Source organism: Pseudomonas sp. 8209 (genome assembly GCF_028682105.1).
GTDB lineage: Bacteria > Pseudomonadota > Gammaproteobacteria > Pseudomonadales > Pseudomonadaceae > Aquipseudomonas > Aquipseudomonas palmensis.
Window position 1 is genome coordinate 28,119 of record NZ_JANIAH010000005.1, and the last position, 24,345, is coordinate 52,463.

A 24,345-nucleotide genomic window follows, 5' to 3' on the forward strand; every position below is an offset into this window, starting at 1 on the left:
CGCGATTATAGGCGCCGCCTCAGTCCTCGCGCACCTGCACGCTGGCGGTCATGCCTGCACTGAGGTTGACCCCCGCCGGCACCTCGTCGAGCCGGATGCGTACCGGAATGCGCTGGGCCAGGCGCACCCAGTTGAAGGTCGGCTCCACTTCGGCCAGCAACTGGCTGTCGGGGGTGGCGTTGCGATCGGTGATGCCGCGGCTGATGCTCTGCACATGGCCCTGCATCGGCTCGCCGGCGCTCATCAGCCACACCTTGACCGGCGCACCGACCTTGATGCGCGGCAGCTTGGTTTCTTCGAAATAGGCCTGCACATAGAAGGTCGAGTCGTCCACCAGCGCCATCACCGGCTGCCCGGCATTCACATAATTGCCCTCGGCCAGGCGCAGGTTGGTGATGTGCCCGTCCCGCGGTGCCTTGACCTGGCTGCGCGCCAGGTTGAGCGCGGCCACCTTGACCTCGGCCAGGGCCTGGCGCAGCTCGCCACGGGCCACGGCGGCGTTGATCTGGGCATTTTCGCGCAACTCGGCGCTGATCGCCTGCGGGCCCAGTGCAGCGCGGCGCGAGGCCTCGTGTTCGCGCAGGCGCAGTTGCTGCTGGCGGGTCTCGGCCACGGCATTGGCTTTTTCCAGCGCGGCCTCGAAGCGGTCCTTGTCGATGGACATCAGCAAGTCCCCCGCCTTGACCTCCTGGTTGTCGTGCACCTTGAGCTCGCGCACCCAGCCCGACACATCCGGGGCGACGATCACCACGTCGGCGCGGATCTTCGCGTCGCGGGTCCAGGGGGTGAGCATGTAGTAGCGCCACAGTTCGAGGCCGGCGAACACCGCCACCACCACCAGGCACAGGGTTACGGCAACACGCACATAGGTACGCATGGTCAAACTCCTTACAGGGGCCCCAGTACGCGGGTGACCAGGGCCAGAATACAAACGAACAGTGCAGTGTCGAACAGGGCTTCATGCCACACCCAGCGCCCCAGCGGGGTCAGACGCAGCAGCAGCCGCACCGCGAAGGTCAGCAGCAGCGCCAGCACCGCATAGATCAGAAACGGGCTGAGCAGTACCCCGCCCATTGCCCACTCACGCAACCCCATGGAGTTCCTCCTGTCGCCGGCACCATTTGGCCCAGCTGTGTCGAAGTTGCAGTACCGCGCCCACGGCAAGACGTAGCGGGTCGCTGTCGGGGCGTTGCTGCAACGCCGCGATGAAGGCTTCGCTGGCAGCATCCAGGCGCTGCCCGCGCCCGGCACCCGGGCCCTGTGCCAGCACGTTTTCCAGCTGCTGGAAATACGCACGCTGCGCCGCGTCCGGTGGCACCTGGGCCACCGCCAGGCACATGCGCAGGTGCAGCAGTTCGTCGCCGATGTCCAGCCCGTGCAGGCCATCGTCCCAGTGGCCGCGCTCCTGCTCGGGCAGCGCGGTGTAATGGCGCGCCAGCTGCAGCAAGCGGTCGGCCATGCGTCCGCCAAACCAGGTTTCGGCGCCGCGCAGGTCGCGCCGGGTCAGGCGTACCAGGTCGTTCTGGGTGGCGGCGCGCAGGCGCCGGCCGTGCCATGCGGGGTTGCGCAACACCAGCAGCTTGAACGCCAGCACCGCTGCGCCCACCCCCAGCAGCATGGCCTGGGCACTGTTGAGAAAGTTGGCCACATCGAACGTCATGGTATTGAGCGGTGCCACCAGCACGATGAAGTGCAGGCAGTACGAAGTGGCTGTGGCGCCGATTTTCGGGTTGGCCATGCCCAGCGCGCCCAGGAACAGCGGCACCCCCATGCCCATGCACAGCAAGGCAAAACCGCTCCACTGCGGCAGCAGGATCTGCCCGACGAAGAACGCCACGGGCACCGCCAGCAGGATGCCGCGCAAAAAACTCATGCCGATCTGCGCGCCGTTCTCGCGACTGGCGAACAGGCTGCACACCACGCAGGTGAGCACCAGGCCGCCGGGCGCCGCCGACCAGGCGGTGGCCAGCCAGAAGCTGGCCATGGCCAGGAACGCCAGCGCACTGCGCGAGCCGAACAGCAGTGCCAGCGGCACGTCGCGGTGCACCGCCAGGCTGTCGGGCAGGTCGGCCGGTGCCTTGCCCTCCTCCACCGCGCGCAGGGCCAGGGTCGCCGCCATGGCGTTGTCCAGCAGCAAGGTAAGACGCGCCAGGCAGTAATGCTGCGCGGGGCTGTTGTGCTCGTCATGGGCGGCATCCCACACGCGCTGGCGCAGCACCAGCAGTGCGGCCTGATCGGGCTCGGCCAGGGCGGCCTGCACCTCGCTCAACCACGGGGCCATGTGCTGCGCCTGTTCGTCGTCGAGCTGGCGCCACTGACGGCGTACAGAACGGGCGATGCGCAACAGGATCAGCAGCTTCTGGCTGAGCCCGCGAATCGCCCGGGCACGCTGGCGACCCAGGCTGCCTTCGAACCAGGCGTGTTCGCGCTGGGCATCCACCGCGACGATGCGCCCCAGAATCTCCAGAAGGCCCTTGCGCCCCTGCTCCTCGCCGGTCAGGGTCGCACTGGCCGCCTGCAGGCCGCTTTGCCAGGCCTGGCGAGCCTGCCCGCTGAGCTGCTGCTCGACCCGCATCGGCCAGAGCAAGGCGCTGACCAAGGTGGCGCAGATGATACCCAGGCTGATCTCGGTGCAGCGTGCCACCGCCTGGTCGAACACCAGCAGCGGGTGATTGATGGCCGGCAAGGCGATGATCGCCACGGTGTAGCCGGCCAGCACGAAGGAATACGCCCAGGCGCTGCGCAGCAGGGTCGAGCAGGCCGTGCACAGCGCCAGCCACAGGGCCAGCGCCAGCAGAAACAGCCACGGCGTCTGGGCGAACAGGCCCATGAACACCACTGACATGATCGTGCCGACCAGCGTGCCGAACAGCCGTGCCAGGCCCTTCTGCAGCACCATGCCTGACAGCGGCTGGGCCACGATGAAGGCCGTCATCAACGCCCAGGCCGGTTGCTCCAGCCCCCAGCGCAACGCCAGCCACAGCGCCAACCCGCCGCCAAGCAGGGTTTTCACGGCAAATTGCACAGCGAGTCGGTTGGGCGCCAGCAGGGCCTGCAGAGTGATGGGCACGGATCGAACCTTGGGAAGCGATGAAGTAAAGATAGACACAGATACGCGGGAAAGGTCAGATGCGAATTATTAGCTAGCTAACTACTTATAGTCCAGAATTTTTCTGCCTTCCCGCGCCGGCAAGGCCGGTGCCTACAGGGCCCATCCCGGCAGGCTCCGGTACTGCCACCCCAAATTCCAGGCAAAAAAAATGGGCAACCGAAGTTGCCCTAAATGCCTTGCGTGCTCGTGTATCGGAAAGGATCAGCCCTGCTTGCGCTTGTTCGAGTCCTTCCAGATGAAAATACCCAGGCCTGCGAAAAACAGCAGCATCAGGCCGACTGTCACAACGCCAGCGATAACCACATTATCGAAGAACATATCGGCCTCCATTCGCCTGCACCTGTCTGATGGGGTAACAGTAGCGAATGGGGCGGGAGAGGAAATTGACCGAGGTCAATGGCGCCCATCAACGGACGCGCGAGGCGGGTGCAGGGTTGACCTGCATCAAGAATCAGCGCTTCTTCGGCTTGCCCTTGGGCTTTTTCTTGCCCTTGCCCAGGGGCATTGCCTGCTCGAACGCCTGACGCACTTCGTTCAGGCGCTTTTCCTTGAGGTCGTGCACGCGACGGGCGCGCTCGGCGCCGAAATCGATCAGGTTGTCGTCTTGGCTCATGTTCAGGCTCGTGGAACGGACTGCGGAAGTCGCCATGATGAGGGCTCGCGCCCGCACTGAACAGCCCCGCTCAGACTTCGATGTCCACCAGCAGGCCCTGGCGCGGCTGTTCGCCCATCAACGGCGCCACCGGCACGGTGTTGTCGGCGTTGACCTCGTCGCCCGGCAGGGCCTGGTACAGCTCTTCGTCCGGGGCCTTGCGGCGTTTACCCTGGCGGCGGCGCTGCTCGTCACGCAGCAGTACCCCCGACTCCTGCGGGTCGCGCTTCTTGAAATCGATATTGCTGTCGGTGGCGCTGGGCTGGGCCGGCACCACGGGGGCGATGGTCGGCGGCTGCTTGACCGGGTCGTGTTGCGTGGTGACCGGGGCGGCACTGAGGGGAATGATGGGCGGCAGCATGGTTGTTGTTCTCCTGTCGCCAATGTGTCGGCTGCCAAACGGCAGCCTTGAGCGCCGATGGCAAAAGTGTGGCACCCGTCACAGCCAGGGGTGTGCCTGAGTATAGTACGCTGCGCTTCCCGTTTTTCGCCCTATTAAGGCAGGAGCCTACGATGCGCATCCCCTATCGCCTCCTGGCGAGTATCGGCCTGGCCACGGCCGGCCTTGCGGCCATGGCCGACCCGGCTCCGGTGCTGTTCGGTGGCTGGCGCAACCTCGCCACGGCGGCCGATGCCGGGTATGTCGAAGAGAACATGGCATTCGCCATGCTGCCGGCAGTGGTTGCCCGCGGCACGCGCATGGCCGTGCTGGACGAGCAGCGCAAGCAGACCGTGTGTTGCCTGGAGGTGGTCAGCGTGCCGCTTGAAGACAGCCTGCTGCGCCACCGTTTCGACCTGCCGGGCGTCTGGGTGAGCGACCTGCGCAATGACTGGAACATCGACCACCGGCCCTACCTGCCCGAGGTGTTCGCCCTGCAACGACGCGACGCCCTGGTCGACTATCACTTCGATGAAAATGGCTACGGCCACCTGGGGGGCCTGCTCGTCCCGGCCGATGCGCGAATCACACCCCAGGGCACGCTGCACACCGGTGGCCAGACGTTCACCGTCGACATCGATACCCAGCCGATGGCCAACGACAACGGCTCGATGAGCCGGTACACCCTGACTGACACACGCAACCCGCAGCACCGCTATACGGTGGAAGTCCCCGTCGCCACCTACTGACGTGCCCTACTGATCGGGGTCGTCATCGTCCGGTTCGGGCGCCGCTTCGCTCCACGGGCGCTTGAGCACGCTGTTCCAGACCTTCTCCAGGTGTTCGCGCAGCACCGGCGGTGCGTCCTTGAGGGTGGGGCCGTCTTCGCGTTCACCACCAAAGGCATCCTCGCCTTCCGGGGCGATCAACGACTGGCCGTTGATCACGTAGCTGGCGGCCCCTTCGCGCAGTTCCACATGCAGGTCCTGCGGGTCGACACCGCCGCCGCAAAAGGAATGGCTGGCAACGGTCAGTTCGGCCACACCATCGTTGTTCAGGTCGCTGGCGCCGCTGACGTCGGTATAGAAGCCCACGTCCAGGTCCAGCCCCGGGCAGGTGGTTTCATTCTCGATGGTCCAGCGCGCCTTGTAGGTTTGGGCGTCGTGGCTGCGGCCATACAGGGTGGCGGTGAGCACCACCCGGTCGACCTCCTGCTGGGTTTCCTCGTCGCTGACCTGGTCGTCCAGACGGCTGAGCACCAGCACCGCCTCGCCGTCGCGGTCGCGAAAGTGCACGTTCTGCACCGGCACCTGCACGCCCAGCGCCGCCAGCGCCGGGGGCTCCAGTGGTGGCAGCAGTTCGAAACCCTGCTGGTCGCAGGCGCCGAGCGAGGCCAGGCTGGCCAGTACGATGCAGTGGCGTAACGGGAGGGACAGCAGAGGGTGTCGGAGCATGGGTCGAGGCCTGTGGTGGCAAAGACGGCTTTCGTCGATGAAATCGCCAGACGCTTTGGTCTGTGCAGCCCTATCCGTTAAGATAGTCGCCTTTTGAATGGCGGGAGTCAGGCAGTATGGCGCAGCAGTATCAACCGGGGCAACGCTGGATCAGCGACAGCGAAGCCGAGCTGGGTCTAGGGACCGTTCTGGCACAGGACGGCCGCTTGTTGACCGTGCTCTACCCGGCCACTGGCGACACCCGCCAGTACTCCCTGCGCAATGCGCCCCTGACCCGCGTGCGTTTCTCGCCGGGCGACCAGATCACTCACTTCGAAGGCTGGAAGCTGACCGTGCGCGAAGTCGAGGTCATCGACGGCCTGATGGTCTACCACGGCCTCGATGCCCAGAACCAGGCCTGCACCCTGCCTGAAACCCAGCTGTCGAACTTCATCCAGTTCCGCCTGGCCAGCGACCGCCTGTTCGCCGGGCAGATCGACCCGCTGGCGTGGTTCTCGCTGCGCTACAACACCCTGGAACACACCAGCCGCCAGTTGCAGTCGTCGCTGTGGGGCCTGGGCGGCACCCGTGCCCAGCCGATCGCCCACCAGTTGCACATTGCCCGCGAAGTGGCCGACCGTATCGCCCCGCGCGTACTGCTGGCCGACGAAGTGGGCCTGGGCAAGACCATCGAAGCCGGCCTGGTGATCCATCGCCAGCTGCTCACGGGTCGCGCCAGCCGCGTGCTGATCCTGGTGCCGGAGAACCTGCAGCACCAGTGGCTGGTGGAAATGCGCCGCCGCTTCAACCTGCAGGTGGCTCTGTTCGACGCCGAGCGCTTCATCGAAAGCGATGCCAGCAACCCGTTCGAGGATGCGCAACTGGCGCTGGTGGCGCTGGAGTGGCTGACCGAGGATGAAAAGGCCCAGGACGCGCTGTTCGCCGCCGGCTGGGACCTGCTGGTGGTCGACGAGGCGCACCACCTGGTGTGGCACGAAGACCAGGTCAGCCCGGAGTACGCGCTGGTCGAGCAACTGGCCGAGGTCATCCCCGGCGTACTGCTGCTGACCGCCACCCCCGAGCAACTGGGCCAGGACAGCCACTTCGCACGCCTGCGCCTGCTCGACCCCAACCGTTTCCATGACCTGGCCGCGTTCCGCGCCGAGAGCGACAATTATCGCCCGGTGGCCGAGGCGGTGCAGGAGCTGCTCGATGAAGGCCGCCTGTCGCCCAAGGCCCACGCCACCATCCAGGGCTTCCTGGGTGCCGAAGGCGAGGCGCTGCTGGCCGCAGTCAACGATGGCGACACCCAGGCCAGCGCACGCCTGATCCGCGAGCTGCTGGATCGCCACGGCACCGGCCGCGTGCTGTTTCGCAACACCCGCGCCGCGGTGCAGGGCTTCCCGCAGCGCCAACTGCACGCCTACCCGCTGCCGTGCCCCGACGAGTACATGGAACTGCCGGTGGGCGAGCATGCCGACCTGTACCCGGAAGTCAGCTTCCAGGCCCAGGGCGACAGCGACGAAGAGAGCCGCTGGTGGCGCTTCGACCCACGGGTCGAATGGCTGATCGACACCCTCAAGATGCTCAAGCGGGTCAAGGTGCTGGTGATCTGCGCCCACGCCGAAACCGCGATGGACCTGGAAGACGCCCTGCGCGTGCGCTCGGGCATTCCGGCCACGGTGTTCCATGAGGGCATGAGCATCCTGGAGCGCGACCGCGCCGCCGCCTACTTTGCCGACGAAGAGTTCGGCGCGCAGGTGCTGATCTGCTCGGAAATCGGCAGCGAAGGCCGCAACTTCCAGTTCGCCCACCACCTGGTGCTGTTCGACCTGCCGGCCCACCCCGACCTGCTGGAACAGCGCATCGGCCGCCTGGACCGTATCGGCCAGAAGCACACCATCGAGCTGCATGTACCGCACCTGCAGAACAGCCCGCAGGAGCGCCTGTTCCAGTGGTACCACCAGGCACTCAATGCCTTCCTCAATACCTGCCCTACCGGCAACGCCCTGCAGCACCAGTTCGGCCCGCGCCTGCTGCCGCTGCTGGAAAGCGGCGACGACGGCGAGTGGGAAGCGCTGGTCAACGAAGCCTGCGCCGAGCGCCAGCGCCTGGAGTCGGAGCTGCACAGCGGCCGCGACCGCCTGCTGGAGCTCAACTCCGGTGGTGCCGGCGAAGGCCAGGCGCTGGTGGAGGCGATCCTCGAGCAGGACGACCAGTTCGCGCTGCCGATCTACATGGAAACCCTGTTCGACGCCTTCGGTATCGACAGCGAGGACCACTCGGAAAACGCCCTGATCCTCAAGCCGAGCGAGAAGATGCTCGACGCCAGCTTCCCGCTGGGCGACGACGAAGGCGTGACCATCACCTACGACCGCAACCAGGCGCTGTCGCGCGAGGACATGCAGTTCATCACCTGGGAACACCCCATGGTGCAGGGCGGCATGGACCTGGTGCTCAGCGGCTCGATGGGCAATACCGCGGTGGCGCTGATCAAGAACAAGGCGCTCAAGCCGGGCACCGTGCTGCTCGAACTGCTGTACGTCAGCGAAGTGGTCGCCCCGCGCGCCCTGCAACTGGGCCGCTACCTGCCGCCGGCAGCGCTGCGCTGCCTGCTCGACACCAACGGCAACGACCTGGCGGCGCGGGTGTCGTTCGAGACCCTCAACGACCAGCTCGAAAGCGTGCCCAAGGCCAGCGCCAACAAGTTCATCCAGGCCCAGCGCGATGTCCTGACCCCGCGCATCAATGCCGGCGAGGCCAAGATCATGCCGCGCCACGCCGAGCGTGTGGCCGAGGCGCAGCGCCGCCTGGCAGCCGAAACCGATGAAGAACTGGCGCGCCTGACCGCGTTGCAGGCGGTCAACCCGACCGTGCGCGACACCGAAATCCAGGCCTTGCGTGCGCAACGCGAGCAGGGCCTGGCCATGCTGGAGAAGGCCGCACTGCGCCTTGAGGCAATTCGGGTACTGGTCGCCGGCTGACCCACTGGCTGGCTCCTGCATGATCGATGCAGGAGCCGGCCTTGCCGGCGAAGGGCGCGACTCGGTTTTAGAACCAAACGCTATCGCCCCAATCTCCAATCCATACAAGTCAATCTGCCATTAATCCCGATGGGTTAATGCTCTCTTCCTATACTCAGCCAAAACCGTCTCCACTCCGCTGGAGGCCGCGTGCACACCGGACCAAGAGGCATGCTATGGAGTGGCAGGGGCTGCATGTACTCGCCGAACTTCCCGCAACCGGACAATTGCTCCTCGATTGCCGGCACAACCCTTACCTGGTGGCACTTGCCTACCTGGTCGCCTGCGCGGGCAGTTTCGCCACCCTCGACATCATCGAACGCGTGGGCAATGCCGAGCACAGCGCCGCCCAACGTCAATGGCGCCTGCTCGGCACCTTCTGCCTGGCCTGCAGCGTGTGGGGCATGCACTTCATCGGCATGCTCGCCTTCCAGGCCCCCCTCGAGGTGCACTACGACCTGGCCCTGACGGCCGTATCGCTGCTGCTGATGCTGCTCGCCGCCTGGAGTGCGATGAACCTGCTCGGCACACCCCAGCCGCGCCTGCACCAGCATGTGCTGGCGGCCATCGCCATCGGCCTGGGCATCGGCGCCATGCATTACACCGGCATGGCAGCCATGCGCTCCAACGCCTCGCAGTTCTACCGCGCCGACCTGCTGGCAAGTTCGGTGGTGGTCGCCTTCGGCGTCAGCCTGCTGGCGTTGCTGCTGACCCGCTACCGCCCGGCCCACAGCAACTGGCCCAGGTACGTCGCCAGCCTGGTGATGGCCACCGGCATCATTGCTACCCATTTCACCGGCATGTGGGCCTTGACCCTGGTACTGCCCGTGGACGCGCCGCTGCAGTTGCCGATCACCGACAACAGCCTGCACCTGAGCCTGGCCATCGCCTTCGTCGCCCTGCTGATCAGCGCCAGTTGCATCAGCGCCGCCCTGTCGGACAAGAAGCTGCAGAGCAAGGAGCACGACCTGCGCCGGGTCAACATGCTGCTCAGCCAGCTGGACCAGGCACGGGTCTCGCTGCAACAGGCGGCGCACTACGATGCACTGACCAACCTGGTCAACCGTCGCGGTTTCAACCAGCTGTTCGCCGAGCGCCTGGCCGAACAGGCGGCCAGCGGCGGGATGCTGGCGGTGATGTTCCTGGACATCGATCACTTCAAGCGCATCAACGACAGCCTGGGCCATGACGCGGGGGATCAGCTGCTGCAGGTGATCGCCGCGCAGATCAAGAGCGCCACCCGTAGCCACGACGTGGTGGCCCGCTTCGGCGGCGACGAGTTCTGCATTCTGATCGGCCTGCACAACCGCGACGAGGCCCGCCACCTGGCGCAGCGCATCATGCACAAGGTCAAGGAACCGATCGACCTGAGCGGCCGGCGCATGGTGATGACCACCAGCATCGGCATCAGCGTGTTCCCCGACGATGGCGAAAGCTGCGACGAGCTGCTCAAGCACGCGGACCTGGCGCTGTATCAGTCCAAGGGCTGCGGGCGCAACAACCTGAACTTCTTCAGCAGCAACCTGAAAACCCGCGCCACCCTGGAGCTGCAACTGGAGGAGGAGCTGCGCGTGGCCCTGCTCGAAGAACGCGGGCTGCGCATCCACTACCAGCCGATCTTCGACCTGGCCAGCGGCCAGGTGGCCAAGCTCGAAGCGCTGATCCGCTGGCAGCACCCGCAGCACGGCCTGCTCAGCCCCGACCGCTTCATCGGCATTGCCGAAGCCAACGGCCTGATCGGCGAGCTCGACCTGTGGGTGTTGCGCCGCGCCTGCCAGGACCTGGCGCAGTTGAGCCGCCATGGCTTCGACCAACTCAAGGTCACCGTCAACTGCTCGGCGCTGACCCTGGGCCGCGAAGAACTCGTCAGCGAAGTGGAAGATGCGCTGTTCAGCGCGGGGCTGCCGGCCTGGCGCCTGGAAATGGAGGTGACCGAAAACGCGCTGATGGGCAACATCCACAACACCATCGCCCTGCTCAAGCGTATCCGGGCCAAGGGCGTTTCACTCTCGATCGACGACTTCGGCACCGGCTACTCATCGCTGGCCTACCTCAAGCGCCTGCCGCTGGACACGCTGAAGATCGACCGCTCGTTCATCCAGGACATCCCCCACTCCGAGCAGGACATGGACATCGTGCAGGCCATCATCATCATGGCCCACACCCTGCACCTGAAGGTGGTGACCGAGGGAGTGGAAACCGTCGAGCAGTACCAGTTCCTGCGCCAGCAGGGCTGCGACTTTCTGCAGGGCTACCTGTTCAGCCGCCCGGTACCGATGGGCGAGCTGCACGCGGTGCTCGGCAGCCTCAACCAGTGCAGCGACCTGCCTATGGCTTGCGGCGAAACAGCTCGACCAGGGTTGCGGGATCCTTTTCCAGGTAACCCTGGCTGCCGTGCAAGCGCATCAGCTGCGCCGCCAGGCCGCTGATCGGGGTGGCCGAGCCCTGCTCGCGGGAAAACTTGACCGCCGTATCCAGGTCCTTGAGCAAGGTGCGCACGTGCCACTTAACCGGCTCGTAACGCTGCTCGGCCATTTGCGGGGCCAGGATCTGCAGCGGCCTGGAATCGGCGAAACCGCCCGCCAGGGCTTCGGCGATCAGGCTGGCATCCACCCCTGACTGTTCGGCCAGGGCCACCACCTCGGCAATCACCAGTGCGTTACAGGCCACGATCATCTGGTTGCAGGCCTTGGTCACCTGCCCTGCCCCCACCGCGCCCATGTGCGTGACCCGCTGCCCCAGCACCTGGAGCACCGGGCGCACCCGCTCAAGATCGGCCGCCTCGCCGCCGACCATGATCGCCAGGCTGCCGGCCTCGGCGCCCGGGGTGCCGCCCGACACCGGTGCATCCAGCCAGTGCATGCCGCAGGCCTGCCTCAGCTGTGCGGCCATTTGCCGCGTGGCGCCGGGCTCCAGGCTGGAAAAATCCACCAGCAGCTGCCCGGCCGCGCCGCCTGCGGCGATACCGTCGTCACCGAACACCACCTCGTGCACCACCTGGGTGTCGGCCAGGCACAGCATCACCACGTCCGCCGCCGCGCAGAGCTCTGCCGGGCTGTTCGCCTGGCTCGCCCCGGCGGCCACCAGTGGCGCGCACTTGTCCGATGAACGGTTCCACACGGTCAACGGAAAACCGGCCGCCAGCAGGCGCCGACACATGGGCAACCCCATCAGACCGATACCGGCGAACCCCAGCGAAGGTAGTGCAATGCTCATGACAGCTCCTGGCAAATTAAAGAAGTTGGCGATGCGGACGATTCAGTTCTCAGACGTGACAGGAAAACCCTTAGAGGGTTATAGGGCAGGACCCTATCGCTCACGCCAAAGGCGCACTGATACAGTCGCGAAACTTATCCCGTGATGGCTCGATGATATCGACTTTTACCAGCCGTCCACCCAGGCAAATGGCGCAAAATGACCTCAAAGAATACTTCTGCCACCGCGGTTTCCGAGCTGATGTCATCCTCCACCGCGCTCACCGCCCCGGCGCCTCGAGAATACTACAGCCCGCGCGCGGCTACGCCGCAGCAGTACCTGTATTACACCGAGACCGATATCCAGCGCATCCTGGACAACCTCGACGGCCTGCGCGACCTGGTGTTCCCGCCCAGTGTGCATGTCGAAGATGACACCCAGTTGCGCCTGGACCAGCAGTTCCCTTCGGTGTGCCTGATCGGCCTGGGTCGTTGCGGTTCGAACATTGCCCTGGATGTGGCGGAGCTGGTGTACAACGCCCGCACCTTCTACCTCAACGAATTCAACAACGAAGACCGCCACGCCGGCGAGCAGCCCTACAGCCCGGGCCGCTGGATCCGCAACAACCTGCGCCTGGTGCAGAACAAGGGCGCCAAGCCGGTGTTCCTGGTGGAACCGCTGGTGATGCTGGGCGACCTGGACAAGGACATCGCCGGGCGCATCCGTTTTTCGCGCAAGGGCGAGAAGAGCGGCTTTCTGCGCGACTACAGCAAGATGAAGATCATGGACCTGTCCGAGGTGCATGCGGGCGGCGCCGGCAACGCGCCGATCCTGGGCCAGTACCTGGCCAAGATCATCCTCAACAAGGAAACCCAGCGCTTCTCCAGTGCCGACTGGAAGCTGATCCACTCGTACCTGATCGACTCGTGCGGCATCAAGGCCAACCAGTCGCGCCTGTACTTCTACATCTTCAGCGCCGGTGGCGGTACCGGCTCGGGCATGGCTTCGGAGTTCGGCCTGGCCCAGCAGTTCTCGTACATGAACAAGACGTTCGACACCAAGCCGGCCGACGAGAACGACACCAAGAGCGGGCACTCCTTCGTCTTCGAGCCGATCTTCACCAGCGGCATCTGCGTGCTGCCGAACATCTCCGACCACCGCAGCGAGATGTCCGAGGCACTGCACATCAACGCCGGCCGCCTGCTGTGCAAGTACCTGTCGGAGGAATGGGACTTCTCGTACAACTTCGACAACGAGGACAGCAGCGAAGCCAGCGTGATGGGGCGTATCCGTCCGTGGAACGCGATGATGCTGATCTCCAACGACATCATGCGCTATGCCGAGGAGAACGATGACGGCAACATCCAGGACATTGACGTCAATGCCATGGAGAAGCACGCCAACCAGTACATCTCGCAGCAGATCTTCAACATCCTCACCGCCCAGGCGGTGACCACCGACTACGACCAGAACTACTTCCGGCGCGCCGGCATCGACATCGGCGAGACCATCCGCCTGGATGCCAACGACCTGTTCATGAGCCTGGCCGGCCCGGTGGCCATCGCCTACGCCGAATCGGTAGTGCCCGAGCAGCCGACGCCAGGCAACGACAAGTTCAAGGTGTTCGAGAAAGAGAAGCCGCAGCTCAACATCGACGACCTGTTCTTCCGCTCCATCGACCTGCCGCACTTCAACAAGGTGACCCAGGCGATCGAGGGTATCAGCCTGCTGCCGATCGAGTCCAAGCGCTATCGCGCGGCCCTGGAGCAGTACAAGACCTCCGGCTACGACGCCGCGGCGCTGCATGACCTGCACTTCTTCAAGAACTGCTCGTCGGTGGTGTCGATCGTGTCCCTGCCCAAGGACTACAAGCTCTCGTACATGGACCTGAACCGGCTCAAGACCCACCTCAACAGCCTGTTCCCCAACACCACGCTCAAGCGCTACGCGCTGGTGATCGGCGCCTCGGCCAACCTGTCGCTGACCACCCTGATCGCCAAGAGCCCGTGCCTGTCGGACGACTTCCTGACCCTGATTGTGGCGTTCATCAAGCGCTGTTTCGCGCGCACCCCGTACCGTTTCGACGACACGCTGGACAACGCCATCCTCGACTTCATCACCCGTGAGGAGTTCGACGAGGACCGTATCGACGACCTGCTCAACGAGTTCGAGAACCCGGCCAAGATCCTCGATACCAACTGGTACGCGATCAAGCCGATGTACGAGAAGAAGTACCGCGAGCTGATCAACGACAAGAGCAAGTTCGTGTCGATCAACGATATCCGCCTGTCACGCGAGTGCGTGAAGAAGGCGGTGAAGTACCTGCGCGAGATCTACCGTCACCGCATCGGCAAGACGCGGGTGATTTCGCTCAACAGCCATACGGGCAAGACAGACTACGAGTAATCTGCGCGGCGCCTTTGCGGCCATCGCGGGTCAAGCCCGCTCCCACCAAGGTCTCCACCAACCTGTGGGAGCGGGCTTGACCCGCGATGAGGCAAGAACTGTTACCGCGTTTTTTTAACCCCTGCCCCACTGTTACCAACAACCACCCCGCCTGAACGCCCTCGCGCACCAAAATCTTCCGGCTGTTCGTTTTTGCGCACCAGATCAGGGCGCGGACTTTTTCTGAATCACGATAAACGGCGAAACCACCACTGCCCAGATCGGCGCAATCGTGTGCGAAAGGTCTAGCGCCTGCTCGGCAGTCACCGGCACGACCGTGCCATCATTTCGCCATTTTTCCACGGTTTCACTGCGGTTTTCGGCCATTGCCGACGCCACCTCGATCAGGTCCAGCGACGGGTCGACCCAAATCAGGTCACCCTTGGCCCAAAAACGCTCCAGCGCTTTCCACTCGATGATTGCAGTCTCGCCGAGCAATTTGGCATAGAGGGTGCTTGGTTGATCTGTCATGGGTTCCTACCAGAAATAATTCGACCACTGAAAGGTCGCTATTTTTGCAGAAAAACCCAGTTTCAAATAAGTAATTGATCGACAAGGCCATGAAGATCACGCCCCGCCGCAGCATGCTGGCAAATTGGCGGCGCCTTTATGTAACTTTCTGTCGATTAGGCGACACCCCCGGATTTTGCCCCGAAAAGCCCGCTTTTCAATCGATCAAGCGGCGCTCTACACTGTACCGGTACAGTTGCCAGGGCATTTTGCGGGGGAACACGGGAGAGGCGGGACGGCGTGGCCGTCACGGTATCCCGGTCCGTAGCCCTGGGCACCAGGACTATAAAAATTACAACAGAATGAGTGGAGCACTATGAGTAAGCAGATTTCCAAGCTGTTCGCCGCAATGGTTCTGGCCGGGGTTGCCAGCCATGCAGTTGCCGCCGATACCATCAAGATCGGCATCGCCGGCCCGAAGACCGGTCCGGTTACTCAATACGGTGACATGCAGTTCATCGGTGCAAAACAGGCCATCAAGGACATCAACGCCAAGGGCGGCGTTGACGGCAAGATGCTCGAAGCCAAGGAATACGACGACGCCTGCGACCCTAAACAGGCCGTGGCAGTCGCCAACAAAGTGGTCAACGATGGCGTCAAGTTCGTGGTCGGCCACCTGTGCTCCAGCTCCACTCAACCAGCGTCCGACATCTATGAAGATGAAGGCGTGATCATGATCACCCCGGCTGCCACCAGCCCGGAAATCACCTCCCGCGGCTACAAGCTGATCTTCCGTACCATCGGCCTGGACAGCGCCCAGGGCCCGGCCGCCGGCAACTACATCGCCGACCACGTCAAGCCCAAGGTGGTTGCGGTACTGCACGACAAGCAGCAGTACGGTGAAGGCATCGCCACCGCGGTCAAGCAGACCCTGGAAGGCAAAGGCACCAAGGTTGCCGTGTTCGAAGGCCTGAACGCCGGCGACAAGGACTTCTCCTCGATCATCCAGAAGCTCAAGCAAGCCAACGTCGACTTCGTGTACTACGGCGGCTACCACCCAGAGCTGGGCCTGATCCTGCGCCAGGCTCAGGAAAAAGGCCTGAAGGCCAAGTTCATGGGCCCAGAGGGCGTGGGCAACGACTCGATCTCGCAGATCGCCCAGGGCGCTTCCGAAGGCCTGCTGGTAACCCTGCCCAAGTCGTTCGACGCCGACCCTGCGAACAAGGCCATCGTCGACGCCATCAAGGCTGACGGCAAGGACCCGAGCGGTCCGTTCGTGTTCCCGGCCTACTCGGCGGTGGAGCTGATCGCCGAAGGCATCAAGGCGGCCAAGAGCGAAGACACCGACAAGGTCGCACAGGCCCTGCACACCGGCACCTTCAAGACCCCTACCGGCGACTTGTCCTATGACAAGAACGGCGACCTGAAGGACTTCAAGTTCGTCGTCTACGAATGGCATTTCGGCAAACCTAAAACCGAAGTTTCCCCTCAGTAATCCCGTCACTCCATGACTACAAGCCCACTGTGCGAGCAGTGGGCTTTGTTTTACGAGGTTCATGGGCCTGATTCCCGCGATCCGGGAGCAGGTTCACCTGAAAATCTTAAAACCGTCACCAGCGGTTCGCTGGCAGTGCCCGTGCGAAGTGGCCTCAGACCACAAGCCGGGACGGGCGCAAGCCCACCAGTGAAATGCGTATCGGGTTTTTAGGAGCGCTGTAATGCCTGAGATCTATCACTTCTTCCAACAGCTGGTTAATGGCCTGACCATTGGCAGCACCTATGCCTTGATAGCCATTGGCTACACAATGGTTTACGGCATCATTGGAATGATCAACTTCGCCCACGGCGAGGTGTACATGATCGGTTCCTACGTGGCCTTCATCGCCCTTGCCGGGCTGGCCATGATGGGCATCGACTCACTGCCGATACTGATGACCGCCGCGTTCATCGCGACCATCGTGGTCACCAGCGCCTATGGCTACAGCATCGAACGGGTCGCCTACCGCCCCTTGCGCAACAGCAACCGGCTGATCCCGCTGATCTCTGCCATCGGCATGTCGATTTTCCTGCAGAACACTGTCTTGCTTGCCCAGGATTCCAAGGACAAGTCGATCCCCAACCTGATTCCGGGGAGCATCTCCTTCGGGCCGGGCGGCGCCGAGGAAGTCCTGATTTCCTACATGCAGATCCTGGTCTTCGTCGTCACCCTGGTGGCCATGACCGGGCTGACCCTGTTCATCTCGCGTTCACGCCTGGGCCGCGCCTGTCGCGCCTGTGCCGAAGACATCAAGATGGCCAACCTGCTGGGTATCAACACCAACAACATCATCGCCCTGACCTTCGTGATCGGTGCGGCCCTGGCGGCCGTGGCAGCGGTACTGCTGAGCATGCAGTACGGCGTGATCAACCCCAACGCCGGCTTCCTGGTGGGCCTGAAGGCCTTTACCGCGGCGGTGCTGGGCGGCATCGGCAGCATTCCGGGCGCCATGCTCGGCGGGCTGGTGCTGGGCGTGGCCGAGGCCTTTGGCGCCGATATCTTCGGTGACCAGTACAAGGACGTGGTGGCATTCGGTCTTCTGGTTCTGGTGTTGTTGTTCCGTCCGACCGGCATCCTGGGCCGTCCGGAGGTCGAGAAAGTATGAGCAGAAATCTCAAATCGGCGTTTTTCAGCGCCTTGCTGGTCTGGGCCGTGGCATTCCCGGTACTGGGCCTGAAACTCAGCATCGTCGGTATCAGCCTGCAGGTGCATGGCCAGGGGCCCCTGGCCCTGAGCGTGATTGTGGTGTGCTCGGTGCTGATGTTCCTGCGCGTGCTGTTCGACAAGCAATGGAGCGCGATGATGCGGTCCGCCCCCCGGGGTGCACTGATATCGCCCAAGGTCAGCAACTTCCTGACCCTGCCGCGCACCCAGCGCTACATCATCCTGGGCCTGATCGCGGTTGCCCTGGTGTGGCCGTTCTTCGGTTCGCGCGGTGCGGTCGACATCGCCACGCTCATCCTGATCTACGTGATGCTGGGCCTTGGCCTGAACATCGTGGTCGGCCTGGCGGGCCTGCTCGACCTGGGCTACGTGGGCTTCTATGCCGTGGGCGCCTACAGCTATGCGCTGCTGTCGCACTACTTCGGCCTGAGCTTCTGGGTGTGCCTGCCGATCGCGGGGATGATGGCGGCCACGTTCGGCTTCCTGCTGGGCTTCCCGGTGCTGCGCCTGCGCGGTGACTACCTGGCCATCGTGACCCTGGGTTTCGGCGAGATCATCCGGCTGTTCCTGCGTAACCTGACCGACCTCACCGGCGGCCCGAACGGCATCAGCAACATTCCCAAGCCGTCGTTCTTCGGCCTGAGCTTCGAGCGCAGGGCGGCTGAAGGCATGCAGACCTTCCACGAGTTCTTCGGGGTGGAATACAACTCGATCAACAAGGTGATCTTCCTGTACCTGGTGGCATTGCTGCTGGCCCTGCTGGCGCTGTTCGTGATCAACCGCCTGCTGCGCATGCCGATCGGGCGTGCCTGGGAAGCGCTGCGCGAAGACGAGATCGCCTGCCGTGCGCTGGGCCTGAACCCGACCATCATCAAGCTCTCGGCCTTCACCCTCGGTGCCTGCTTCGCCGGTTTTGCCGGCAGCTTCTTCGCCGCGCGCCAGGGCCTGGTGACGCCGGAGTCGTTCACCTTCATCGAGTCGGCGATCATCCTCGCCATTGTCGTGCTCGGCGGCATGGGCTCTCAGCTGGGCGTGATCCTCGCGGCCATCGTGATGATCCTGTTGCCCGAACTGATGCGCGACTTCAGTGAATACCGGATGCTGATGTTCGGTGCCCTGATGGTATTGATGATGATCTGGCGTCCGCAGGGCCTGCTGCCTATGCAACGTCCACACATGGAGCTGCGTCGATGAGCCGCGAAATTCTGCAAGTGAGCGGCCTGAGCATGCGCTTCGGCGGCCTGTTGGCGGTCAACGGCGTGGCCCTGTCCGTCAAGGAAAAACAAGTGGTGGCACTGATCGGCCCCAACGGCGCCGGCAAGACCACCGTGTTCAACTGCCTGACCGGCTTCTACAAGCCCAGTGGCGGCAGCATCCTGCTCGACGGCCAGCCCATCCAGGGCCTGGCCGGCCACGAGATCGCCCGCAAGGGCGTGGTGCGTACCTTCCAGAACGTGCGCCTGTTCAAGGAAATGACCGCGCTGGAAAACCTGCTGATCGCCCAGCACCGTCACCTGAACACCAACTTCTTCGCCGGCCTGTTCAAGACCCCGGGCTTTCGTCGCAGCGAGCACGAGGCGATGGAGTACGCGCAGTACTGGCTGGAAAAGGTCGACCTGGTCGAGTTCGCCAACCGTAACGCCGGCACCCTGGCCTATGGTCAGCAACGCCGGCTGGAAATCGCCCGCTGCATGATGACCCGCCCGCGGATCCTCATGCTCGACGAGCCGGCGGCAGGCCTGAACCCGAAAGAGACCGAAGACCTCAAGGCGCTGATCGGCACCTTGCGTGAGGAACACGGGGTGACCGTGCTGCTGATCGAGCACGACATGAAGCTGGTCATGAGCATTTCCGACCATATCGTGGTGATCAACCAGGGCACGCCGCTGGCCGATGGCACCCCGCAACAGATCCGGGACAACCCTGAAGTGATCAAAGCCTACCTGGGGGAAGCGTAAATGCTGCAGTTCGAAAACGTTTCCACCTTCTACGGCAAGATCCAGGCGCTGCACAGCGTCAACGTGGAGATTCGCCAGGGCGAGATCGTCACCCTGATCGGCGCCAACGGCGCGGGCAAGTCGACCCTGCTGATGACCCTGTGCGGGTCGCCCCAGGCCCACAGCGGCAGCATCCGCTACATGGGCGAGGAGCTGGTGGGGCAAAGTTCGGCGCAGATCATGCGCAAGAGCATTGCCGTGGTGCCCGAGGGTCGGCGCGTGTTCGCACGCCTGACCGTGGAGGAGAACCTGGCCATGGGCGGGTTCTTCACCGACAAGGGCGACTACCAAGAGCAGATGGACAAGGTGCTGCACCTGTTCCCGCGGCTCAAGGAGCGCTTCAGCCAGCGTGGCGGCACCATGTCCGGGGGCGAGCAGCAGATGCTCGCCATCGGCCGTGCGCTGATGAGCAAGCCCAAGCTGTTGCTGCTCGACGAACCGTCACTGGGGCTGGCGCCGATCATCATCCAGCAGATCTTCGACATCATCGAACAGCTGCGCAAGGATGGTGTAACGGTGTTCCTGGTGGAGCAGAACGCCAACCAGGCCCTGAAGATCGCCGACCGTGCCTATGTGCTGGAGAACGGCCGGGTGGTGATGCAGGGCACCGGTGAAGCGCTGCTGACCGACCCGAAAGTACGCGACGCGTACCTGGGGGGCTGAACCAGACGGCCCCTTCGCCGGCAACGCCGGCTCCTACAGTGCAGGAGCCGGCGTTGTCGGTGAAGGGGCCGGTACCGGCAACGCACCCAGCGCCTGGCTGCCACGCTTGAACCAGCGCACCAGGTAATCGGCCACCACCTGCACGCGTTTGGGCATCCCGCCCTGATACGGGTGCACCAGGAACAACGGCGTACTGCGTGTCTGGTAATCGCGCAGCAACCAGCACAAGCGTCCGTCCGCCAGCTCGGCATGCAACATGTAGGACGGCAGCCGCGCCACCCCCGCCCCCACCAGCACCGCCTTCTTCAACAGGCTGTAGTGATTGCTGGCAAAATTCCCCGCCACCTGCACCCGCAGCAATTCATGCTGCTGGTGGTACAGCCATTCCTCGCGTCCGCTGTAATGACTGTTGAGCAGGCAGCGATGCTCGGCCAGCGCCTGCGGCGTGGTCGGCGTGCCGTGGCGCTCCAGGTACGCCGGGCTGGCGCAGGTCAGCTCCTGCATGGCCAGCAGCGGCCGCGCCACCAGGCGCTCGTCATTGCCCGGGATCTGTCGGATGGCCAGGTCGAAGCCGTCGCGCAGAAGGTCGCGGTAGGCATTGTCCAGTTCCAGTTCGATCTGCAACTGCGGGTACTGGTTGCCCAGCTCCAGCAGCAGGCCTTCGAAGAAGGTTTCACCCAGCGACACCGGCACCGTCACCCGCACCGGGCCCGACAGGTCATCCTTGAGCCGCGACAGCGCCTGGCGCGCCTGGATCACCTGGCGCACCAGCGCCTGGGCCTGGGGCAGCAGCGCTGCGCCCGCGGCGGTCAGGCTCAGGCGCCGCGTGGTGCGGTGCAGCAGCTTGACCGAATGGCTGCTCTCCAGCTGGCTGATGCGCTTGGACAACTGCCCCTTGCTCCAGCCCAGCTGCTCCGCGGCCAGGGTAAAACTGCCCGCATCCATCAACACCGCAAAGGCCGCCAGATCGTCCAGCTCGCTCATGGATTGTTTCCGCATGAAAACCAAAGGTTGCCTATTAGCAGGCTTATTCACGCAAAAATCCACCCTAGACTGAAACCTCACCCCACACGCGAGGAACAGCCCCATGAAAATCATTCTGATCGGCGCCGGCGGTACCATCGGTTCGGCCGTGGCCCGTGAACTGGAACAGCGCCACGAGGTGATCCGGGTCGGTCGCAACAGCGGCGACCTGCAGGCCGATATCAGCGACAGTGCCTCTATTCGCCGCCTGTTCGAGCAGACCGGGCGCTTCGATGCCCTGGTGTGCGCCGCCGGCAACGTGGTGTTCGCGCCCCTGGACGAACTGGACGAACAGGGGTTTGCCCTGGGCCTGAACGACAAGCTGATGGGCCAGGTCAACCTGCTGCTGATCGGTCGCGAGTTCATCAATGACGGCGGCTCGTTCACCTTCACCACCGGCGTCACCAGCCACGACCCGATCCGTACCGGCACCTCGGCCAGCCTGGTCAACGGTGCCATCGACGCCTTCGTGCGCGCCGCCGCCATCGAGCTGCCACGCGGGCTGCGGGTCAACGCCATCAGTCCGACCGTGCTGCTCGAGGCCATGCCCGACTATGCCCCCTACTTTCGCGGCTTCAAGCCGGTACCGGCGGCCGACGTGGCGCTGGCCTACGCCAAGAGCGTGGAGGGGCTGCAGACCGGGCAGACCTATCACGTGGGCTAGGGCCTTGTGATTGCGCCCCAGGCTGCGTAACGTGACGGCACTTTTCTGGACCCGATGCTGGAGCCCCCCGATGCGTGCCGCCCCTTCGCTGCTGTTAGCCGCCCTGCTGCCCCTGTTCGCCGGTTGCCAGATGCTGGCAGACAAACCCGAGACGGTGTCCACCGTCGGCATGACTCGCCTGCAGGGCGAGCTGTCCGCCGCTGGCGGCCAGTTGCTGTTCAAGCCGTGCGAGGAGAGCCGCCGCTTCGTGGTCCGCGACACCGGCAACACCGGCCTGCTGCAGGAAGCTTCGGCACTGGCGGCAACCCCCGGCACCCTGTTCGCCGACGTGCGCGGCAAGCTGGCCGGCAGCCAGCAGGCCGGCAACGATGGCCAGCTCGACGTGCAACAGCTGTACCGCGTCGAGCACTCCTCCAGCGCCTGCAGCGACCCGAACTTCAAGCGCCTGATCCTGCGCGCCAACGGCCATGAGCCGGACTGGAACATCAAGGCCAGCGGCCAGGGCATGGTGCTCGACCGCCCTGGCCAGCCCTCGTTGGCGGTGCCGTACCTGGAAGAACAGATGCCCGACGGGCGCCTGTCACTGAGCACCGAAGCCAACGGCCAGCGCATCGACCTGTGGGTCGCCCCGCAGCGCTGCGTGGACATCGCCACCGGCGCGGTCAGCCACCTGAGCGCCGAACTGCGCATCGATGGCCAGACCCTGCGTGGCTGCGGCTACTACGGCGGCTCGCGCAACGACTGACCGGCCGCACGCGTTTAAGCTGCCTTAAGCGCCTGCGAACAGCTTATACTTGGCGGTTTGTGCAAAGCCGCCGGCCCTTTGATGGCCGGGATACTGGACCCTGTCATGCTACGAATCACTGAACTGAAGTTGCCGCTGGATCACCCGGACGAAGCCCTGCGCGAAGCCATCGTGCAGCGCCTGGGGATCAGCGACGACCAGCTGCTGGACTTCACGCTGTTCAAGCGCAGCTACGATGCGCGCAAGAAGAACACCGAACTGCTGTTCATCTACACCATCGACCTGACAGCCAGCAACGAAGCTGAGCTGCTGCAGAAGTTCGCCGACGATCACAACATCACCCCGGCCCCGGACGTCAGCTACAAGCCGGTTGGCCAGGCACCGGCCGAGCTTGCCGAACGCCCGATCGTGGTCGGCTTCGGCCCGTGCGGGATCTTCGCCGGCCTGCTGCTGGCACAGATGGGCTTCAAGCCGATCATCCTCGAACGCGGCAAGGAGGTGCGCCAACGCACCAAGGACACCTGGGGCCTGTGGCGCAAGAGCGTGCTCAACCCCGAGTCCAACGTGCAGTTTGGCGAAGGCGGTGCCGGCACCTTCTCCGACGGCAAGCTGTACAGCCAGATCAAGGACCCGAAGCATCACGGCCGCAAGGTGCTGCACGAGTTCGTCAAGGCCGGTGCGCCGGACGAGATCCTGTACGTCAACAAGCCGCACATCGGTACCTTCCGCCTGACCGGCATGGTCGAGAACATGCGCCAGCAGATCGAAGCCATGGGCGGCGAGGTGCGTTTCGAGCAGAAGGTCATCGACCTGATCAGCGAGGGCGAGCAACTGACCGGCGTGGTACTCGAAAGTGGCGAACAGCTGCATTCGCGCCACGTGATCCTGGCCCTGGGGCACAGCGCCCGCGACACCTTCCGCATGCTGCATGCGCGGGGCGTGTTCATGGAAGCCAAGCCGTTCTCCATCGGCTTTCGCATCGAGCACCCGCAGACCCTGATCGACAAGGCCCGCCTGGGCAAGTATGCCGGACACCCGAAACTCGGCGCGGCCGACTACAAGCTGGTGTACCACGCCAAGAACGGACGTTCGGTATACAGCTTCTGCATGTGCCCGGGCGGCACGGTGGTAGCTGCCACCAGCGAACCGGGACGCGTGGTGACCAACGGCATGAGCCAGTACTCGCGCAACGAGCGCAATGCCAACTCTGGCATCGTGGTCGGCATCACCCCCGAGCAGGACTACCCGGGCGGCCCGCTGGCCGGCATCGAACTGCAGGAACGCCTGGAGAGCCTGGCCTATGAGCTGGGTGGCAGCAACTACCAGGCACCGGCGCAACTGGTGGGCGACTTTGTCGCCGGCAAGCCATCCACCGCCCTGGGCAGCGTGGAACCCTCGTACAAGCCGGGCGTGAGCCTGGGCGACCTGGCGCTGAGCCTGCCGGCCTTTGCCATCGAGGCGATCCGTGAGGCACTGCCGGCGTTCGACCGCCAGATCAAGGGTTACAACCTGCCCGATGCGGTGTTGACCGGCATCGAGACGCGTACCTCCTCGCCGCTGCGCATCACCCGCGATGCCAGCTTGCAGAGCCTGAACCTGAAGGGGTTGTTCCCCGCCGGTGAGGGGGCTGGGTATGCAGGCGGGATTCTGTCGGCGGGCGTGGACGGAATTCGTGTGGCCGAGGCGGTGGCGCGCAGCATGCTGGGGCTGGACCTGGAAGCGTGAGGTAGGGCTTGCGGGCCGTTTCGCCGGCAAGATCGGCCCCTGCAGGGGTTGGCCTTGCCGGCGGAAAAGCCGCAATAGCATATAACAAAAAAGAATATAGTTTTTGTTCTAAAGCATATCCCCACAGGGTAGGGTGTT

The 24,345-nt window shown here is 64.2% G+C and carries 22 protein-coding genes; 12 read left to right on the forward strand and 10 right to left on the reverse strand.

The window, feature by feature from the left end:
* Positions 1-19 precede the first annotated feature (19 nt).
* From NP552_RS11750 to NP552_RS11775, 6 genes are all read right to left on the reverse strand, one after another.
* Positions 20-877, reverse strand: a complete 858-nt coding sequence (locus NP552_RS11750) for an efflux RND transporter periplasmic adaptor subunit (RefSeq protein WP_043862597.1) — start codon at positions 875-877, stop codon at positions 20-22.
* Positions 878-888: 11 nt separating this feature from the next.
* Positions 889-1,095, reverse strand: a complete 207-nt coding sequence (locus tag NP552_RS11755; protein WP_043862598.1) for a DUF1656 domain-containing protein — start codon at positions 1,093-1,095, stop codon at positions 889-891.
* A complete protein-coding gene (locus NP552_RS11760) occupies positions 1,082-3,070 on the reverse strand; it encodes an FUSC family protein (RefSeq protein ID WP_043862599.1) in 1,989 nt (662 codons plus the stop codon). Before NP552_RS11760 ends, NP552_RS11755 begins: the two co-directional genes overlap by 14 nt.
* A gap of 243 nt (positions 3,071-3,313) precedes the next feature.
* Positions 3,314-3,430: a cytochrome c oxidase subunit CcoM gene (gene ccoM / locus NP552_RS11765; RefSeq protein WP_043862641.1), complete on the reverse strand. Its 117-nt coding sequence runs from the start codon at positions 3,428-3,430 to the stop codon at positions 3,314-3,316.
* Positions 3,431-3,563: 133 nt separating this feature from the next.
* Positions 3,564-3,725 carry a hypothetical protein gene (locus NP552_RS11770; protein WP_088513942.1) on the reverse strand — a complete coding sequence of 54 codons (162 nt, stop codon included), beginning with the start codon at positions 3,723-3,725 and terminating at the stop codon, positions 3,564-3,566.
* A gap of 70 nt (positions 3,726-3,795) precedes the next feature.
* Positions 3,796-4,125 carry a hypothetical protein gene (locus NP552_RS11775; RefSeq protein ID WP_043862600.1) on the reverse strand — a complete coding sequence of 110 codons (330 nt, stop codon included), beginning with the start codon at positions 4,123-4,125 and terminating at the stop codon, positions 3,796-3,798.
* 152 nt (positions 4,126-4,277) lie between these two features.
* On the opposite strand from NP552_RS11775, the gene NP552_RS11780 reads away from it, so the two are divergent.
* Positions 4,278-4,892 carry a hypothetical protein gene (locus NP552_RS11780; protein ID WP_210015169.1) on the forward strand — a complete coding sequence of 205 codons (615 nt, stop codon included), beginning with the start codon at positions 4,278-4,280 and terminating at the stop codon, positions 4,890-4,892.
* 6 nt (positions 4,893-4,898) lie between these two features.
* Here the strand turns inward: NP552_RS11780 and NP552_RS11785 are convergent, their stop codons facing one another.
* Complete coding sequence (locus tag NP552_RS11785) at positions 4,899-5,597, reverse strand: M949_RS01915 family surface polysaccharide biosynthesis protein (RefSeq protein WP_058540983.1); 699 nt, start codon at positions 5,595-5,597, stop codon at positions 4,899-4,901.
* A 116-nt stretch (positions 5,598-5,713) separates the two neighbouring features.
* Between NP552_RS11785 and rapA the strand changes: the two genes are divergently transcribed.
* Positions 5,714-8,560 carry an RNA polymerase-associated protein RapA gene (gene rapA, locus NP552_RS11790; protein WP_054914722.1) on the forward strand — a complete coding sequence of 949 codons (2,847 nt, stop codon included), beginning with the start codon at positions 5,714-5,716 and terminating at the stop codon, positions 8,558-8,560.
* Positions 8,561-8,775: 215 nt separating this feature from the next.
* On the forward strand, positions 8,776-11,028 hold the full coding sequence (locus NP552_RS11795; RefSeq protein WP_100633621.1) for a putative bifunctional diguanylate cyclase/phosphodiesterase: 2,253 nt from the start codon (positions 8,776-8,778) through the stop codon (positions 11,026-11,028).
* On the opposite strand, the gene NP552_RS11800 is transcribed toward NP552_RS11795, so the two are convergent.
* Positions 10,928-11,815: an NAD(P)-dependent oxidoreductase gene (locus NP552_RS11800; protein WP_043862605.1), complete on the reverse strand. Its 888-nt coding sequence runs from the start codon at positions 11,813-11,815 to the stop codon at positions 10,928-10,930. The two genes, NP552_RS11795 and NP552_RS11800, sit on opposite strands and share 101 nt — an antisense overlap.
* A gap of 198 nt (positions 11,816-12,013) precedes the next feature.
* Here NP552_RS11800 and NP552_RS11805 point away from each other — a divergent pair, with 198 nt between their 5' ends.
* Positions 12,014-14,200: a hypothetical protein gene (locus tag NP552_RS11805; RefSeq protein WP_054914724.1), complete on the forward strand. Its 2,187-nt coding sequence runs from the start codon at positions 12,014-12,016 to the stop codon at positions 14,198-14,200.
* A 204-nt stretch (positions 14,201-14,404) separates the two neighbouring features.
* On the opposite strand, the gene NP552_RS11810 is transcribed toward NP552_RS11805, so the two are convergent.
* Positions 14,405-14,710 carry a DUF2288 domain-containing protein gene (locus NP552_RS11810; RefSeq protein WP_043862607.1) on the reverse strand — a complete coding sequence of 102 codons (306 nt, stop codon included), beginning with the start codon at positions 14,708-14,710 and terminating at the stop codon, positions 14,405-14,407.
* A gap of 355 nt (positions 14,711-15,065) precedes the next feature.
* Between NP552_RS11810 and NP552_RS11815 the strand changes: the two genes are divergently transcribed.
* The 5 genes from NP552_RS11815 to NP552_RS11835 all read left to right on the forward strand — a co-directional run bounded on the left by NP552_RS11815 (position 15,066) and on the right by NP552_RS11835 (position 20,050).
* On the forward strand, positions 15,066-16,184 hold the full coding sequence (locus tag NP552_RS11815; RefSeq protein ID WP_043862608.1) for a branched-chain amino acid ABC transporter substrate-binding protein: 1,119 nt from the start codon (positions 15,066-15,068) through the stop codon (positions 16,182-16,184).
* Positions 16,185-16,407: 223 nt separating this feature from the next.
* Positions 16,408-17,331 carry a high-affinity branched-chain amino acid ABC transporter permease LivH gene (livH, locus tag NP552_RS11820; protein WP_043862609.1) on the forward strand — a complete coding sequence of 308 codons (924 nt, stop codon included), beginning with the start codon at positions 16,408-16,410 and terminating at the stop codon, positions 17,329-17,331.
* Positions 17,328-18,584 (forward strand): high-affinity branched-chain amino acid ABC transporter permease LivM, encoded by a 1,257-nt coding sequence (locus NP552_RS11825; protein ID WP_043862610.1) that lies wholly within the window; start codon positions 17,328-17,330, stop codon positions 18,582-18,584. The genes livH and NP552_RS11825 overlap by 4 nt, the downstream gene beginning before the upstream one ends.
* A complete protein-coding gene (livG, locus tag NP552_RS11830) occupies positions 18,581-19,348 on the forward strand; it encodes a high-affinity branched-chain amino acid ABC transporter ATP-binding protein LivG (protein WP_054914726.1) in 768 nt (255 codons plus the stop codon). Before NP552_RS11825 ends, livG begins: the two co-directional genes overlap by 4 nt.
* Positions 19,349-20,050 (forward strand): ABC transporter ATP-binding protein, encoded by a 702-nt coding sequence (locus NP552_RS11835; protein ID WP_043862612.1) that lies wholly within the window; start codon positions 19,349-19,351, stop codon positions 20,048-20,050.
* 33 nt (positions 20,051-20,083) lie between these two features.
* On the opposite strand, the gene NP552_RS11840 is transcribed toward NP552_RS11835, so the two are convergent.
* Positions 20,084-21,034, reverse strand: a complete 951-nt coding sequence (locus tag NP552_RS11840; protein WP_274096753.1) for a LysR family transcriptional regulator — start codon at positions 21,032-21,034, stop codon at positions 20,084-20,086.
* Between the two features lie 103 nt (positions 21,035-21,137).
* Between NP552_RS11840 and NP552_RS11845 the strand changes: the two genes are divergently transcribed.
* The 3 genes from NP552_RS11845 (at position 21,138) to NP552_RS11855 (ending at position 24,207) form a co-directional block, all read left to right on the forward strand.
* Complete coding sequence (locus NP552_RS11845; protein WP_043862614.1) at positions 21,138-21,737, forward strand: short chain dehydrogenase; 600 nt, start codon at positions 21,138-21,140, stop codon at positions 21,735-21,737.
* Positions 21,738-21,807: 70 nt separating this feature from the next.
* The gene (locus tag NP552_RS11850; protein ID WP_274096754.1) at positions 21,808-22,482 is read left to right on the forward strand and encodes a COG3650 family protein; all 675 of its coding nucleotides are present in this window, start codon (positions 21,808-21,810) and stop codon (positions 22,480-22,482) included.
* Positions 22,483-22,587: 105 nt separating this feature from the next.
* Positions 22,588-24,207 carry an NAD(P)/FAD-dependent oxidoreductase gene (locus NP552_RS11855; protein WP_054914727.1) on the forward strand — a complete coding sequence of 540 codons (1,620 nt, stop codon included), beginning with the start codon at positions 22,588-22,590 and terminating at the stop codon, positions 24,205-24,207.
* Positions 24,208-24,345 lie beyond the last annotated feature (138 nt).